We start from the raw sequence: 16,170 nt of genomic DNA, 5'->3' as shown, positions 1-16,170 counted from the left end.
CTTTTAGAAGACTTACTCTTCCTTCTTCTTACCAGCCAAGAGGAAGCCGCCTAAGGCTGCTAGAAGAACAGCTTCAGCTGCAAAGGAAGCTTCTAGGCTTGCCGTATTTGGTAGGTGTTCCGATTGACTTTCTTTACTTGCATCTTTTATTCCTTGCTGAACCGTTGGCTGTGAGTTCGCTCCTTGGTGGGCACTTAACAACTGATGGATCTCTTGATCAACCATATCCTTGTGTTCTTCCTCTTGATGACCCGCTTGAGTAGAAGTCGTTGGGGCCAACTGATCCACTTGAGAAGACTCTGTAGGCTTCAATGGATTAGCTGGATCCGGAGTCACTGGGGCAACTGGTTGGACTGGCTGATTTGGTTGAGCCGGTTGAACAGGCTGATCTGGTTTAGCCGGTTCTTCTGGTTGGATCGGTTGGTCTGGTCCTTCCGTTTGTGCCGTCTTATAGACAATCGCATAGTGGGTAAAGTGAGGAGCTGTAAAGATAACTACATCTCCAACTCTCTCAAAGGCCAAGGATTGAGGAGCTTGACCTTCTGGGAAGAAGAGAACTTGCTCCACTTCTTTATCCTTATCCACAGGGATTTTCACAAGGGATGGATGCTGGGTATCGATGTCTTGACCGCTTGCATCTACGCCTTCAATATCAAATACGATTCCTTCTCGGCCCTTCAGCTCTTCTTTTTCTGCCTGATTGGCTTCAACTTTTGCGACTTTTAGTCCTTTGACAACGGTTTGCTCTAAGTTGGAGAATTGAACTTCGACTCCAGTTGCAGGGTCTACAAAGACCGCTGGCTTATCTTCTTTCAGGAGCGCAATCAAGGTCTCTAGACCTGTCTTAGCTGTTTCAAGCGCTTCAGGAGTGAGCTCTGAAGAAGCTAGGAGCTCTTTATTTTTCTCAACCAGTGCCTGCAAAGCTTCACCAGAAGGGTGATTTGGCTTGCTTGCTAATAGAGCAGTCGCTTCTGTTGTCAGAGCAGAGAGAGCTTCTTTTTCTTTTGTTAGATTGGCTTGACCATCCAAGGCTTTCAAGAGAGCGGTCAATTGGTTCAACTGCTCATTGACTTGATCTTGTGTGCTGGTATCATGCTCTTTCAAGACTTTTTCAGAAGCAGCCATTCCAGCCAGCAAGGCTTCTTTGACTTCAGGAGTCGCAAAAGTAAAGTCTACTTTGGCTTTTGCAGCTTCAGCTTCAGCCAATTTTTGCTTGAGGTATTCATCGTTGAGAGCTGGTTTTGGATTGACGAGGACATCAAAGCTTGTGCTAGCTCCTTTGTAATGGACAGTGATGGTTTGACGACCTTCCTTGGTCGTATCAAAGCCAGTCACTTCCACACCTTCATCTGTCAAGGCATGCGTTTCGGTCGTTTCATCTTCAAAGACGACTGTAAAGCGTCCACCTTCTTTTTCCAATGATTCTCCGACAATATATTCCACTTTTGGTTTGTCGGTCAATTCTAGACCAGCAACTGCTTTTTCACCTGCTTCTTCTGCACTGACCACAAAAACAGTGAGGGTCTTATCCAATTTCTGACCAAGGTAAGAGACTTCTAGGTGTTGTTCTCCAAGCTTGCTACTGTTAAATCCATGAATCTCTACACCTGAGTTGGTGAGGTTGACCAGTTGATCTGCTTGGCCATCTTTATAATGAACGCGGAGAGTTGCCCCTTTCAAGGAAAGGGCATCGCCTTCCCGGTAGACCTTCTTAGTCAATCCATCTTCAAATTGAAGTCCCGCAATTTCTTTATCATTCTTTGGAACCTCGATCGCCAAGACATTACTGATATCTTTACCAGGTTCTTGCGCACGATAGTAGAGAAGAGATGGGGTTGATTCAAAAGCCAGTGGTTTAAAGATGAGATTTCCAGCTTGATCGGCTGTCATAGTCGCAATTGGGCTAGTGGCTTCTTTATCCGCATAAAGGGTCAGTGTGGTATTGGCTGGGACATCTTTGAAACCAACTTGAACAAAATGATTACCTAAGTTTTGCGCTGCAGCATGTTTCATCGGTACATTGACCGTTTCAGTATCCAGACTTTCATACATCTTCCAGTTGTAAATCCGGATGGCTTGCCATGGAGTTCCGTTATCTGCCGTAATGACATGGAGACGCCATTCTTGAGCCTTGATTGGATGGTCGAGTGTAATGTCGGACACATGGGCTTTATTGCCACGAACTTCCTTGGCTAATTTCCACTCACCGGCTTCGTCCTTGTAGTAAAGGTCGAAGTCACGGGTATTCATCTTGCCATCATCGACAGATTCTCCACCCGCACCAGCATGGTCCATGACCCAACGAACAATGGTCCGAGGTTGTGTCAAGCGGATATCGACAGTTCCACTCAATTGAGCAGAAGACCATTTATCCGAAAGACTGGTAATGGTCCCATTTAACATACCTTCGATGCCTTCACTACCATCCGCATCTGGGAAGCTTGAACCAATCACTTTGGCTCCGATAACTACGTTTGGTGCTAGGGCTTTTGGTAGACTAGTATCTGACACGGTCATACCCCAATCAAAGGCTACAGTTCCCGCATCTGAACGTTGGCCGTTCTTTCCAACTGCCACAACCTTAAGTTCCTGAGTAGTCCCTTCAGCACTTGCTGAACGGCTAACTTTTGGTAGATAGACGGTTGTCGCAGAAGATCCTGTTAAGAGACGCCAGTTATCGCCATCTTTTTCATAGACTTCATAATAATCCGCATCTGCTACCCCTTTAAAATTGAGGACTGCTTCTGCTTCTTGCGCATTTTGTAGGCGTTTTGCCCGAACGGATACTTCTGCTGGAGTAGCTGGTTTCTCTTGGTTCGACGTAATCGACAATTGGCCGAGATTAAATTTGTAGTCTTTGACATCCGTATCATGGTCAAAGAACATCTTCACAGCATAAATGGTCTTGCCAGCCAAACTTCCCAAATCAAAGGTTTGAGTAGACCAATCCGCACTCGGTGTCAATTCTTTCCATTCGTATTCAGAGTAGTCTTCTTTGGTGGCAACAGCTACCCAGGCAGCAGCTCCGATCCCACCTTTATGACTGACACTCAATTTTGTCGTTTCTGTCACAGGAATCTTGGTCGAATAGAGCATGACATTTTGACTGCTATTGGCTTTTAAATCTCCTTCAAAGGCTAGAGAATTTCCTCCATTGTAGGCTTGATCAAAATCATAACGACCTTTCAATGGAGCACTATCTTCACTATGCTCTACCCACCAACGCCAGGTTGGAAGGTAGCCAGAAACAGAACGGTAGTTCCATTCCCCTTCTTTAGAAATCTTGCCATCGACAAACCAGTGTTTTCCGTGACCAGTATTGAAGGAAGTATTGAAATCTTCACTTGTAATAGGAGTTTTGTCCACTACTAGATTGGACATACCGTACCAAGATTGGTCTGCTGGTTTTCCTTTAGTCGGATCTCCTTGGAAACCTGTCCAGAATAGATCTTCATGAGTATGGTAACCTTCTCCAGTCTTTCCTAGACCTGTAATGGTATCTGGCGCATAAAGACCAAGAGATAGACGCAACTTGCCATGTTCATCTAAAATGGCATTCCAGTCTACATTAGTCTTATAAGAGCCTCCTTTTTGGAGCTCGAGTCCAGCTAGAACATCATAAGGATTCCGCTGAATCCATTTAGCTGTACTAATCGAATAATCAACTTCTGATTTGCCCCAGTTAAAGTTGGCAAAGAAGGTATCAACTGGATTTTCCCCATTTTCAGGCTGCATGAAATTGTAGTTGTATTCACCCAGTGCATTTTCATGGTAGCGACCATATTCATAAGTCATGGCATCATACCAAGAGTACTTGATCGGATAGTTGATGCTCTTCGCATACTCCTTAGTATAAAGAAGGAAATCTCTTAATTTTGGACCCAATGGTTCTACAAGATTTCCGGTTGTCTCTTGGTTGATAAAGTAACCATCAAAGCCATAGTACTTGGCAAGTTCTACTAATTTACGCGCGATCGGGAAGGTCTTAGACCCTTCACTATCTTCTTTCAAGGTTTCTGCAAAATGTTCTTGATCCTTGATGCTGCTAGACCAGTTGTAAAAGATTGTTCCATAAATAGGCACCCCATTTCGGTGGGCAGCATCGATCACATCTGCTGATGGAACCAGTCCTTCCCAAAAGACCATGGAATCCAAATATTGCCAGTAATCAAAAGCATAGGCCTTAAACTCTTCCCCGCCGACAGACGCATGATCCTTTGCTTTGGAGTTCATGTTTGACAGCGCTTGGATCTTCGCTTCAGGGTTAGCTTGTTCATTAATTTGTTTCCCTTGAAAACGACTCGCAAGTGGGACGCTTGCTCTATTCATATCGTCATCCACTCGTTTTCCTGGTTCCCACTTCAAGAGATCGTCCCAGGTATCGAACTTAACTTCTTTGGGTCTTAATTGTTTTTCTTCATTGGTTGGTAAATCAGCCACTTTTTCAGCAGTAGCTTTCGGTTTTTCAGTCTCTGAAACAGCTGGATGATCTGTAGTCGTCGAGCTAGCTTCTGTACTCGTAGGACTAGCCTCCGGAGTGACCGCTTCTGTGGCCGGTTTTGCAGGATCAGCCGTAGGAAGTGCCGCATCTGCAGTGTAGACGCCAGCTTCTCTCACCAAATGATTGACATCATCGGTGTTTGCTGAAGAGCTTTCCAAGGGTTGTTCACTAGTAGAAACCGTCTCATCTGCAGAGACAGCGCCTGTTCCTAAAAATGCTAACCCAATCAATGCGGAACAAACTCCTACACTGAATTTTCGTATACTAAATCGTTCTTTCTTTTCAAATCGATGACCTTTCATCTTGACCTCCTTGTATGTTTTTTTCTTTTTCTTGAGCGATTTCCATTGTCTCCTTTCTCCACGACCTGTAATCGCTTTCATTTCTTTGTATTAGAAATCTCCAATCAAGAATAGGATACCCTAATCTATTTAGCACTGTCAATCTATTTTGGCAATTCCTATAATATGATGAGAAAGCCCTAAAAAAAGTACAAAAAAAGAGGAGGTTTCCCTCCTCTCATCATACGCATGAATTATTTAGCAATTTTTGCGAAGTATTCAAGAGTACGAACAAGTTGTGCAGTGTAAGACATTTCGTTGTCATACCATGAAACAACTTTAACCAATTGTTTACCGTCAACGTCAAGAACTTTAGTTTGAGTTGCGTCAAACAATGATCCGTAAGACATACCTACAACGTCTGAAGAAACGATTGGATCTTCAGTGTAACCGTATGATTCGTTTGAAGCTGCTTTCATAGCTGCGTTCACTTCATCAACAGTAACGTTCTTGTCAAGAACAACTACCAATTCAGTAACTGATCCAGTTGGAACAGGAACACGTTGTGCAGCTCCGTCCAATTTACCGTTCAATTCAGGGATAACCAAACCGATTGCTTTAGCAGCACCAGTTGAGTTAGGAACGATGTTAGCAGCACCAGCGCGTGCACGACGAAGGTCACCTTTACGGTGTGGACCGTCAAGGATCATTTGGTCACCAGTGTAAGCGTGGATAGTAGTCATCAATCCTTCAACAACACCGAAGTTATCTTGAAGAGCTTTAGCCATTGGAGCCAAGCAGTTTGTAGTACATGAAGCACCTGAGATAACTGTTTCAGTACCATCAAGAATATCGTGGTTAGTGTTAAATACGACTGTTTTAACATCTGATCCACCAGGAGCAGTGATAACAACTTTCTTAGCACCACCAGCATGCAAGTGTTTTTCAGCAGCTGCTTTAGTAGCAAAGAAACCAGTTGCTTCAAGAACGATTTCTACACCGTCGTTAGCCCAGTCGATTTGTTCTGGATCGCGTTCAGCAGAAACTTTAACGAATTTACCGTTAACTTCGAATCCACCTTCTTTAACTTCCACAGTACCGTCGAAACGACCTTGAGTTGTATCGTATTTCAACAAGTGTGCAAGCATAACTGGATCTGTAAGGTCGTTGATGCGTGTAACTTCAACACCTTCTACGTTTTGGATACGACGGAAAGCAAGACGTCCGATACGACCGAAACCGTTAATACCAACTTTAACTACCATTCGTGATTTCCTCCTTATGAAAATCAAAAAAATTTTTTGTGAAAAGAGTAACTTGACACAGCGCCAAACATCTTTTAACAGTCTCTATTATATACTTTATTGCATTAAAAAGCAACTATTTCCCAACGAAAAGCAAGATTTATCATAGATCACCACCTCTTTTATTAAAGTTTTTCACAAAGTCTTGATCGATAGGAAAAGCGCTATTTTACTTGTACTCACTTTTGGAACAAAGAAAAACTCTTCCCAAAGTGGGAAGAGTTTTTAAGCATTGGTAAATTAAGCTTCACCTTTAGCTTTTTTAATGATTTCTTCTTGTACTGATTTTGGTACATCTTCGTAGTGGTCAAATACCATCATGAAGGTACCACGTCCTTGAGTTGCAGAACGAAGGACAGTAGCGTAACCGAACATTTCAGCAAGTGGCACATAAGCACGAACGATTTGGCTTGCACCGTGTGCTTCCATACCATCTACACGTCCACGACGAGCAGTTACGTGACCCATAACATCCCCAAGGTTTTCTTCAGGAACTGTGATGGTTACAAGCATCATTGGTTCAAGGATAGCTGGTTGTGCAGTCTTAGCAGCTTCTTTAAGCGCAAGAGATGCAGCGATCTTGAAGGCAGTTTCAGATGAGTCGACATCGTGGTATGAACCATCGTAAAGCTTAGCTTTCACGTCAACCATTGGGTAACCAGCAAGGACACCGTTCGCCATAGATTCTTGAAGTCCTTTTTCTACTGCAGGGATGAATTCACGTGGAACCACACCACCGACGATCGCATTTTCGAACTCGAATCCTTTACCTTCTTCGTTTGGAGTAAATTCGATCCAAACATCACCAAACTGACCTTTACCACCAGATTGACGTTTGAAGAATCCACGTGCTTGTGTAGAAGCGCGGAATGTTTCACGGTAAGATACTTGAGGGGCACCAACGTTAGCTTCAACCTTGAATTCACGTTTCATACGGTCAACAAGGACATCCAAGTGCAACTCACCCATACCAGAGATAACTGTTTCACCAGTTTCAGGGTTTGTTTCAACGCGGAATGTTGGATCTTCTTCAGCCAATTTTTGAAGGGCGATACCCATCTTGTCTTGGTCTGCTTTAGATTTAGGCTCAACCATCAATTGGATAACTGGTTCTGGAACTTCGATTGATTCAAGGATGATTTTTGCTTTTTCATCTGTCAATGAGTCACCAGTTGTAGTATCTTTCAAACCAACGGCAGCAGCGATATCTCCAGAGTAAACTGTTTCGATTTCTTTACGAGTGTTGGCGTGCATTTGAAGGATACGTCCGATACGTTCACGTTTACCTTTAGAAGTGTTCAAGACGTATGAACCTGAGTTCAAGACACCTGAGTAAACACGGAAGAATGTCAAACGACCTACGAATGGGTCAGTCATGATCTTGAAGGCAAGAGCTGCAAATGGCTCTTCATCAGATGCTGGACGTTCTTCTTCTTCGTCTGTATCTGGGTTCACACCCTTGATTGCAGGGATATCAAGTGGGCTTGGAAGGTAGTCAAGGACCGCATCCAACATCAATTGAACCCCTTTGTTCTTGAAGGCAGAACCACAAAGTACTGGGTAGAACTCAACGTTGATTGTAGCTTTACGGATACCAGCTTTCAATTCTTCGTTAGTGATTTCTTCCCCTTCAAGGTATTTCATCATCAAGTCTTCATCAGTTTCAGCAACTGCTTCAACCAATTTTTCACGGTATTCTTGAGCTTGTTCAAGGTATTCAGCTGGAATATCTTCTTCAAGGATATCTGTACCAAGGTCGTTAGTATAGATTTCAGCTTTCATCTTGATCAAGTCAATGATTCCGCGGAAGTCATCTTCAGCACCGATTGGCAATTGAATTGGGTGAGCGTTTGCTTGAAGACGGTCATGAAGTGTGCTTACTGAGTAAAGGAAGTCAGCACCGATTTTATCCATCTTGTTAGCGAATACGATACGTGGAACTCCGTATTCAGTTGCTTGACGCCAAACTGTTTCAGTTTGAGGTTCAACACCTGATTGTGAGTCAAGAACGGTTACAGCACCGTCCAAAACGCGGAGTGAACGTTGAACTTCGATAGTGAAGTCCACGTGTCCTGGTGTGTCGATGATGTTTACACGAGTGTCTTTCCATTGAGCTGTTGTAGCGGCAGATGTGATGGTGATACCACGTTCTTGCTCTTGCTCCATCCAGTCCATTTGTGACGCACCTTCGTGAGTTTCACCGATTTTGTGAATCTTACCAGTGTAGTAAAGGATACGCTCAGTTGTAGTTGTTTTACCAGCATCGACGTGAGCCATGATACCGATATTACGAGTTTTTTCAAGTGAAAATTCGCGTGCCATGAGGTTTGTTTCTCCTATATTTTTTATTTCTATATTCTATTATAACATGATTTAATAAAAACGGATAGGCAGGACCTACCCGTTCTCAGTGTTTTCATGCTAAGTTTTGGTTCCAACTTGTAAGAAGAGTTGAATTGGGTTCAAGAGCTGACGAAGCTTAATTGAACTCGGGCTAAAAGCTCAAGTTAACTGATTTGAACCCGAGCGAGGCCCGGTGCAAAAAAGATAAACTGCTTTGTGTTCATCGAACACTGCATCAGTTTCCTATTTTTGCCTTGGGCCTTTGCCGCTCTTAGTATCATTTTATTACCAGCGGAAGTGTGCAAATGCACGGTTAGCTTCAGCCATACGGTGAGTATCTTCACGTTTCTTAACAGCTGCACCAGTGTTGTTCGCTGCATCCAAGATTTCTTTTGCAAGACGATCAACCATTGTGTGTTCACCACGTTGACGAGCGATTGTTACCAACCAACGAAGTCCAAGTGTTGTACGACGTTCTGGACGAACTTCAACTGGGACTTGGTAGTTAGAACCACCGACACGGCGAGCACGTACTTCAAGTACAGGCATGATGTTTTCCATAGCTGTTTCGAATACTTCAAGAGCATCGTTTCCAGTAGCTTCTTTAATTTGTTCGAAAGCTCCGTAAACGATTGAAGCAGCTGTACCACGTTTACCATCAAGCATAACGCGGTTGATAAGACGAGTAACTAATTGTGAATTGTAAAGCGGATCTGGCAATACATCGCGTTTAGGCGCACGGTTTTTACGACTCATTTTTCTTTATCCCCTTTCCTTATGCTTTTGGTTTTTTAGTACCGTATTTAGAACGGCCTTGTTTACGATCGTTTACACCTGCAGTATCAAGTGCTCCACGGACGATATGGTAACGTACCCCTGGAAGGTCTTTTACACGTCCACCACGAAGAAGAACCACGCTGTGTTCTTGCAAGTTGTGTCCGATACCTGGGATATAGGCAGTTACTTCGATCAAGTTGCTCAAACGTACACGGGCAAATTTACGAAGGGCAGAGTTAGGTTTTTTAGGTGTCATTGTTCCAACACGAGTTGCAACACCACGTTTTTGTGGTGAAGAAACGTTTGTTTGAACTTTTTTATGACTGTTGTAACCAACGTTCAAAGCTGGTGATTTAGATTTTTCTACTTTTGATTTACGCGGTTTGCGAACCAATTGGTTAATTGTAGGCATCTACATTCTCCTGTGAAATTTTTTATTTTTGGTGATGGTACACTTGGTGACAGCTACCATCTGTGTGTACTTTTGCAACATTTGTCAGCACGTCCCTGTACACTCTTGAGAGACCAAAAGTAAAAAGTACCGTCTATTATTATAACATGACGGCACTTTGATTGCAAGATGTTTTTTTATTTTTTAAAGAAGTCGAAAAAGTTCATTATTGACCAGCTTCAGCAGGTTCTTCTGCCCCTGCATCTGCAGCCGGAGCATACTGTTGTTGCTGTTGTGGTTGAACTGTCGCATTGGCTCCAGCTACTCCAGCATTGGCATTGGCATTAGTATTTGCGTTCGGGTTGGCATTAGCGTCTGTTTGAGTCTGCTGTGTTGCCGCTGTGTCACTCTCATAGGTCAGTCCATAATAGTTAGCGATGTATTGGATACGGGCATCAAGCGATTGCTTTTGAGTCGCATCTTTGACTTTCTTCACAGCAGCTTGGGCAGCGTTCACAGAATCTTGACTTGGAGTTGTTTCCATTTGAACGACTGCTTTTTCAGCAGCTTCTGTATTTTTCTTTTCTTCTTTCTTTTCTTTTTCTTCCTTTGTTTCCTTTTTCACTGGAAGGGAACCTGTTTTTTTAGCAGGTTGAATTTCTGTCGTTACCTGGGCAGCCGTATTCTTTTTAACGGTATACAAACCAGCTACCAAAATAAAGGATAGAGACAGAACTGTCACCAAGCGAATCCACAAAGGACTATTATCAAATCGATCTAAAATTCTTTTCACTTTTTGATCCTCCTTTGTTGCTCTTAATCAAAGATATTCCCAACTTCGACACTCAATTTATTTTCTTTTACATCGATGTTGGTCACGCGCAATAAGGATTTGTGTTCAAAGAATTCACGGTCGGTTGCAGCATTATCCGCAAAGACAGCTACCCCTGCTAATTCTGAATCAAATTCAGCCAAGAGGCTGACCATCCCGTTAATCGTTCCGCCACCTTTAAGGAAGTCATCGACAATCAAGACCCGGCTTCCTGCTTTTAGGCTCCGTTTTGAAAGGAACATTTTCTCAATGCGATCTCCACTTGAGCCTGAAACATAGTTGACACTAACGGTTGACCCTTCTGTGATTTTCAAATCACGACGGACAATGACGAATGGAACATTCAAGACATTGGCCACTGCATTGGCTAAAGGAACTCCCTTGGTCGCTACGGTCATGACAGCATCAATCTTCTTATCTCGAAAGGCTTTGGCAATGATGCGGCCGATCCGATTCAAAATCTTTGGATTGCTCAAAAGATCAGACAGGTAAATGTAGCCACCAGGAAGGATACGATCACTTTCAGACAGTTGCTTGCAAAGATCCTCGACGATTTCTTTGGATTCTTGATCTGAGATAGACGGCGTAAAGATCACGCCTCCACCAGCTCCGGTAATGGTCTCAATATTTCCGATTTCCATCTCTTCAAACGCATGCTTAATGATCACGATATCTTCTGAGATGGAAGACTTGGCAGACTCATACTTTTCCGCAAACGTATTGAGGCTAGTCAATTCATAGGGATGGTTGATCAAGTAATTAGAAATCACGACCATCCGTTCACTTCTTCTTAATTTCATTTTCTCACCATGTAGTTTTTTTCTATCATTATACCATAAGAAGCGAAAAAAACGAACATTCTGATTTACAGAAGGCCGTTTTTTCCTGATTATTTTATTTTTGGCAGAATCATTCCCGTATTTATCTCTGTTTTTACTAGTCGAGATTCGGTTTATAGAAGGAACGATTTTCCATAGCAAAGATTTTATTGGTCATTTCGCCAGGACCAATTAAGCCAAGTGCTGTTGTCATCATCATCATTTCTGCATCCAAATTATCGATCATATGAATAATCTCTGCTTCCATGATCTTTGGACGAACAGGACTACCGTATTCCAGCAAGCCATGGTGACTCAAGATCACATGGCGAAGAACGATGACTTCTTCTTTTTGGTCATCAATCTTCAAGTCTTGCAAGACCTTGGTGATTTCTTCATCGATGAGTGCAATGTGGCCGATGAGGTTGCCTCGAACAGTGTATTCTGTATTTTCAGGCCCCGTCAACTCGATCACTTTGGCCAAATCGTGTAACATAATCCCTGCAAAGAGCAAGCTCTTATTCAACTGAGGATAGATATCACCGATACTATCTGCCAAGCGGACCATGGTCGCCGTATGATAAGCGAGACCTGCTTCAAAGGCATGATGGTTGGTCTTAGCAGCTGGATAGCTATAAAACTCTTTCTCATATTTCCCATAGAGGGCCCGGACAATCCTTTGCCAGACTGGATTTTCAATTTTGAAAATCATGTTTGACAGGTATTCATGCAATTCCTTGGGATCTACTGGTGGTTTTTCCTTAAAGTCTGCTGGATTGTTGGGCTCTCCTGCTTGGGGCAAGCGCATGTTTAATTGGTTGACTTGCGGAGTATTATTGTAAACTTCTCGACGTCCAGACATATGGACCACGCGCCCAGCCATAAAACTCTCTACATTGTGAGGTTGGGCATCCCATAGTTTACCTTCGATTGTACCGGTCTCATCCTGGAAGACAAAGGCGAGGTAGTTTTTCCCGGCCCGCGTTTGACGCACTTCTGCTGACTTGATCAAATAGAATCCTTCGAACAATTCATCTTTTTTCATTTGGTTAATTTTGACCATCATCTTCTCCATCTTCTATATATACATCTAGTCCCAGCAAGTCCTCATCGCTTTCGATTTGGCGGAGTGTCCGCTCGATGGCACTGGTCCGTCTGGTTAGCAAATCATCAATATTATTGGAAGCATTCTTTAAATGGCGCTGAGTCTTGGCCAGAATCCCTCCAAACTTATGGAATTCTGATTTGACCGATCCCAACACCTTGCTAATGTCATCTGCACTCTTTTGGATGTTGAGCGTTTTAAAGCCAACAGACAAGGAGTTCAAGAGGGCTGATAAGGTACTTGGCCCAGCCACTAAAATTTGTTCGTCCCGACGCAAGCGATCGAAGAATTCTGGATTGCGAACCACTTCGGAATAGAGGCCTTCAGTTGGCAAAAAGAGAATTCCGAAATTCGTTGTCGCTGGTGGAAAGAGGTATTTTTGTTGGATATCCTTAGCAAAACGCTTGATACTAGCAAGAAGGGCCTTGCGGTAAAGCTCGATCTCCTCTTTCTCTCCTGATTCATAAGCTTCTTCCAGACGATAGTAGTCTTCCAGTGGGAATTTAGAGTCAATCGGCAGATAGACTGGCTCCTCTCCTTGTCCTGGAAGCTTAATAGCATATTCCACGCGCTCACTGGATTGGGGAACGGTGACAAACTCCCGCTCATACTGGGCTGGGGTCAAGATATCTTCGATGATTTGGCCCAGCTGCAATTCACCCATAATCCCACGCGTCTTGGTATTGGAGAGAACTTTATTAAGGGTTCCGACATCCCGCGCTACTGTCTGCATTTCTCCCAGCCCTTTGTTGACCGACTCCAATTGTTTTGAAACCGTCTCAAAGGAGGTCTGCAAGCGGTGCTGCAAGGTTTTCTCCAATTTTTCTTCTACCGTTTGGCGCATCTGTTCTAGCCGCACTTCATTGGACTCTTGGATCTGGCGCATACGCTCATCTGTTTTGTCCCGATTTTTAGTAAAGTGCTCGTTCATCTCAGCGCGCAGAGCCGTCGTCTGCTGGTGGATCTCCACTCGCATCTCGGTTAAGCGATCTGTCAGGGCGATCTCTAACTGCTGATTGGCAATCTGGCTTGCTTGTCTTTCTTTTTCAAAACGATAGTCCAACTGGTCTGTCAAATGATCCTCATGGTCTTCCAGCATCTCTCGTAAAGCTGGTCTTGTATCATCTGACCGTTGCAAGAAATAGATGAGGAGGCCCAGATTGAGCAGGCCAATCAGAAGCAGAATGATATTCATATTAACCTCTGTCTTTACTATAAACAATGACAAGATAGCCACGATCAAGACTCACTTGAATCGGTTGATCCAAAAATTCATTGGAGCCATACATGGCCTTCAAAAAATAATTCTCCTGATGGAGCGGATACTTGGCTCCTGCGATCTCTAAGCGACCTTCTCCGACAGGCATAAAACCAACATAAGACATGGCTGGACCTGGCTGAATCTCATAGCAACCAGCTGGTCTGTAGATCAAGCGATTTTGACCATCGACTAATTGGATCTGCTCCATGTAGGGAGCTAGGTCTGGATCGGTCGGCAAAAAGATATTGGACAAAAAGTGATCCAAGCGACCACCAAAGGCACCATAAACGGTGACAGCAGCATCTGGATAGGCCTCAAAGACCGCTTTCAAGGCCAATTCCAAATCCGTATCATTCTTTTCAGGAACGGACTGAACAACCTGCTTGGCTTGGGTTCGGATCTCATTCAAATCAGTCTCAGAGACAGAATCGAAATCCCCCACAGCTATATCTAAAGGCAGACCTTGTTCCAGTAACTTCAAACAGCCACCATCAACGCCTACATAAACGTCATGATTTCTTGGCAAGAGCGTGCTGTCACCTCCTGCCAGTACTGCAATCTTAACCATTTACAGCATCTCGGAGCGTTTGAACGCGCTCATTAACATCTCCATTAAAGACATAAGAGCCTGCCACAAAGACATTAGCCCCAGCTGCTTTTGCTTGGGAAATAGTTTGGCCATCAATTCCACCATCCACTTCGATATCAAAGTCTAAACCTTTTTCTTCACGAAGAGCGGCTAATTCGCGCACCTTGTCCATGGTTTCAGGCAAGAAGGCCTGGCCACCGAATCCTGGATTAACGGTCATAACCAAGACTTGATCCACCAAGTTCAAGACATGTTTGATACTGTCTACAGGAGTCCCTGGGTTGATCACGACACTCGCCTTCACACCCGCTTGACGAATTTTTTGAAGAGCTCCGTGGATATGAGGAGTTGCTTCTACGTGGATGCTGATGATATCAGCACCTGCACGGGCAAATTCTTCGATATGGTGTTCGGGATTGGTGACCATCAAGTGGCAATCAAAGACCAACTTGCTATGTGGACGCATGCTCTCTACGACACCAGCTCCAAAGCTGATATTGGGCACAAAATGGCCATCCATGACATCGATATGGGCATAGTCAGCTCCAGCTGCTCCTAAGCGTTTCAATTCACTTTCAAAATTGGCATAATCTGCACTCAAAATTGAGGGTGCAATTTTCATTGTTTTCATCGTTGTAGTGTCTCCTATTTTGGCATTTTTTTCGAAACTTTTTTATAGGTTTTGCGACGGTTTTCAATCTCACTTAGAAATTGCAAGTAATCCTCATAACGGAAAGGTGCAATTTCCTCTCTTTCAACGGCTGGTTTCACCGCACAAGCTGGCTCATGCGTGTGGGTACAGGTACGAAATTTACAAGAGTGGCTCACATCGGCGATCTCTGGGAAGGCTTGATTTAAATCTTCACTGGTTGTCACTTCATAATCAAGGGATGAAAAGCCAGGCGTATCTGCGATCTTTCCTCCATTTAAATGGTAAAAGCTGACAGCTCGGGTCGTGTGTCGACCGCGCCCCAGACTATCTGAAATCTCACCCGTTTCAAGCTCCAGATCCGGAGCAATCTTATTGAGCAAGGTCGATTTTCCTACACCGGTCTGTCCCATAAAGACCGTGGTTTGATTGGTCAAAAGGGGCAAGAGTTCCTCAATCGACAAGACAAAATCATAGCCAATAGCCTGATAGATCCCTTGGTAGTAGTGGATGTCTTCCATATCTTCTAACAAGTCCAGTTTGGAAATATAGACAATGGGATGAATCCCCTTATGCTCCAAAAGAACCAGAAAACGGTCTAAAAGATTGGCATTGAAATCCGGCTCCTTAGCTGACATAATCACTACTGCCTGATCAATATTGACAATCGGAGGACGCACGAGGCTATTTTTTCGAGGCGCAATGCTCAAAATGTAGCCTTCTGAATTCTCTTCAGCAGAGAATTCTACCTGATCCCCCACATAAGGAGTCTGTCCTTTTTTTCTAAAATTTCCACGAGCCCGTGTCTGATAAATGTGACCGTCTGACTCCACGTAGTAAAAGCCAGCCAAGGCCTTGACGATTGTTCCTTGCAAATCGCACTCCTTTGAGATTAATACTATCTATTATACCAAAAAATGAGAAATAAGGCTGGTTTGCTTGATAAGAAAAAACGAAAAGTGAACCTCTCCGGACGCTTTTAGAAACGAATAGGTTCGTTTTTTAAATGGATAGAAACAGAAGACGGAGTATCTGTTATGACTTGTCTTTTAGCAGAATTCGGGAAAGGGCACCTTCTTTTTTTCCTTGGCATTTTTCCTAAAAAGTGTATAATAGAACTATGCGGAGGTGGTGGAACGGCAGACACGCATGCTTCAGGCGCATGTGCCCCTTCGGGCGTGAGGGTTCAAATCCCTTTCTCCGCATCTTGGAAAGGTGGCCCAGCTCGGTACGGCACCGGACTCGAAATCCGGCAAGTGGATTTTTATTCACGCGCGGGTTCAAATCCCGTCCTTTCCTTCCATCATTCAAAAAGACAT

The 16,170-nt window shown here is 43.8% G+C and carries 12 protein-coding genes and 2 tRNA genes; 2 read left to right on the top strand and 12 right to left on the bottom strand.

Features of this window, described 5'->3' with window-relative positions; translation table 11 throughout:
* Positions 1 to 12: 12 nt before the first annotated feature.
* The 12 genes from RDV49_RS03465 to rsgA all read right to left on the bottom strand — a co-directional run bounded on the left by RDV49_RS03465 (position 13) and on the right by rsgA (position 15,726).
* Positions 13 to 4,803 carry an endo-beta-N-acetylglucosaminidase gene (locus RDV49_RS03465; RefSeq protein ID WP_080554437.1) on the bottom strand — a complete coding sequence of 1,597 codons (4,791 nt, stop codon included), beginning with the start codon at positions 4,801 to 4,803 and terminating at the stop codon, positions 13 to 15.
* Between the two features lie 233 nt (positions 4,804 to 5,036).
* Positions 5,037 to 6,047 (bottom strand): type I glyceraldehyde-3-phosphate dehydrogenase, encoded by a 1,011-nt coding sequence (gene gap / locus RDV49_RS03460; protein WP_003008880.1) that lies wholly within the window; start codon positions 6,045 to 6,047, stop codon positions 5,037 to 5,039.
* 279 nt (positions 6,048 to 6,326) lie between these two features.
* A complete protein-coding gene (fusA, locus tag RDV49_RS03455) occupies positions 6,327 to 8,408 on the bottom strand; it encodes an elongation factor G (protein WP_003003071.1) in 2,082 nt (693 codons plus the stop codon).
* A gap of 306 nt (positions 8,409 to 8,714) precedes the next feature.
* Positions 8,715 to 9,185, bottom strand: coding sequence for a 30S ribosomal protein S7 (gene rpsG / locus RDV49_RS03450; protein ID WP_003003105.1), 471 nt, complete (start codon positions 9,183 to 9,185; stop codon positions 8,715 to 8,717).
* Between the two features lie 19 nt (positions 9,186 to 9,204).
* Complete coding sequence (rpsL, locus tag RDV49_RS03445) at positions 9,205 to 9,618, bottom strand: 30S ribosomal protein S12 (protein ID WP_003003125.1); 414 nt, start codon at positions 9,616 to 9,618, stop codon at positions 9,205 to 9,207.
* 205 nt (positions 9,619 to 9,823) lie between these two features.
* Complete coding sequence (locus RDV49_RS03440; protein ID WP_003008883.1) at positions 9,824 to 10,390, bottom strand: hypothetical protein; 567 nt, start codon at positions 10,388 to 10,390, stop codon at positions 9,824 to 9,826.
* A gap of 23 nt (positions 10,391 to 10,413) precedes the next feature.
* On the bottom strand, positions 10,414 to 11,229 hold the full coding sequence (gene purR / locus RDV49_RS03435) for a pur operon repressor (RefSeq protein WP_037608117.1): 816 nt from the start codon (positions 11,227 to 11,229) through the stop codon (positions 10,414 to 10,416).
* Between the two features lie 136 nt (positions 11,230 to 11,365).
* Positions 11,366 to 12,310, bottom strand: a complete 945-nt coding sequence (locus tag RDV49_RS03430) for a 3'-5' exoribonuclease YhaM family protein (protein ID WP_037608119.1) — start codon at positions 12,308 to 12,310, stop codon at positions 11,366 to 11,368.
* On the bottom strand, positions 12,297 to 13,547 hold the full coding sequence (locus tag RDV49_RS03425) for a DNA recombination protein RmuC (RefSeq protein WP_037608121.1): 1,251 nt from the start codon (positions 13,545 to 13,547) through the stop codon (positions 12,297 to 12,299). The genes RDV49_RS03430 and RDV49_RS03425 overlap by 14 nt, the downstream gene beginning before the upstream one ends.
* A 1-nt stretch (position 13,548) precedes the next feature.
* Positions 13,549 to 14,181, bottom strand: coding sequence for a thiamine diphosphokinase (locus tag RDV49_RS03420; RefSeq protein WP_003008891.1), 633 nt, complete (start codon positions 14,179 to 14,181; stop codon positions 13,549 to 13,551).
* Positions 14,174 to 14,833: a ribulose-phosphate 3-epimerase gene (rpe, locus tag RDV49_RS03415; RefSeq protein ID WP_003008893.1), complete on the bottom strand. Its 660-nt coding sequence runs from the start codon at positions 14,831 to 14,833 to the stop codon at positions 14,174 to 14,176. The genes RDV49_RS03420 and rpe overlap by 8 nt, the downstream gene beginning before the upstream one ends.
* A gap of 14 nt (positions 14,834 to 14,847) precedes the next feature.
* Positions 14,848 to 15,726: a ribosome small subunit-dependent GTPase A gene (gene rsgA, locus RDV49_RS03410; RefSeq protein ID WP_003008895.1), complete on the bottom strand. Its 879-nt coding sequence runs from the start codon at positions 15,724 to 15,726 to the stop codon at positions 14,848 to 14,850.
* A 247-nt stretch (positions 15,727 to 15,973) separates the two neighbouring features.
* On the opposite strand from rsgA, the gene RDV49_RS03405 reads away from it, so the two are divergent.
* Positions 15,974 to 16,056 (top strand) — tRNA-Leu (locus RDV49_RS03405).
* A gap of 4 nt (positions 16,057 to 16,060) precedes the next feature.
* Positions 16,061 to 16,150 (top strand) — tRNA-Ser (locus RDV49_RS03400).
* The last annotated feature ends 20 nt before the right edge of the window (positions 16,151 to 16,170 follow it).

It is taken from the genome of Streptococcus parasanguinis, assembly GCF_031582885.1.
Classification (GTDB): domain Bacteria; phylum Bacillota; class Bacilli; order Lactobacillales; family Streptococcaceae; genus Streptococcus; species Streptococcus parasanguinis_M.
The sequence above is the reverse complement of the archived record's forward strand: the minus strand, read 5'-3'. Positions and strand labels throughout refer to the sequence as shown.

Coding starts and splice junctions, on each gene's coding strand:
- RDV49_RS03465 (WP_080554437.1), bottom strand. CDS start 4,803: ATGAAAGGTCATCGATTTGAAAAGAAAGAACGATTTAGTATACGAAAA.
- gap (WP_003008880.1), bottom strand. CDS start 6,047: ATGGTAGTTAAAGTTGGTATTAACGGTTTCGGTCGTATCGGACGTCTT.
- fusA (WP_003003071.1), bottom strand. CDS start 8,408: ATGGCACGCGAATTTTCACTTGAAAAAACTCGTAATATCGGTATCATG.
- rpsG (WP_003003105.1), bottom strand. CDS start 9,185: ATGAGTCGTAAAAACCGTGCGCCTAAACGCGATGTATTGCCAGATCCG.
- rpsL (WP_003003125.1), bottom strand. CDS start 9,618: ATGCCTACAATTAACCAATTGGTTCGCAAACCGCGTAAATCAAAAGTA.
- purR (WP_037608117.1), bottom strand. CDS start 11,229: ATGAAATTAAGAAGAAGTGAACGGATGGTCGTGATTTCTAATTACTTG.
- RDV49_RS03430 (WP_037608119.1), bottom strand. CDS start 12,310: ATGGTCAAAATTAACCAAATGAAAAAAGATGAATTGTTCGAAGGATTC.
- RDV49_RS03425 (WP_037608121.1), bottom strand. CDS start 13,547: ATGAATATCATTCTGCTTCTGATTGGCCTGCTCAATCTGGGCCTCCTC.
- RDV49_RS03420 (WP_003008891.1), bottom strand. CDS start 14,181: ATGGTTAAGATTGCAGTACTGGCAGGAGGTGACAGCACGCTCTTGCCA.
- rpe (WP_003008893.1), bottom strand. CDS start 14,833: ATGAAAACAATGAAAATTGCACCCTCAATTTTGAGTGCAGATTATGCC.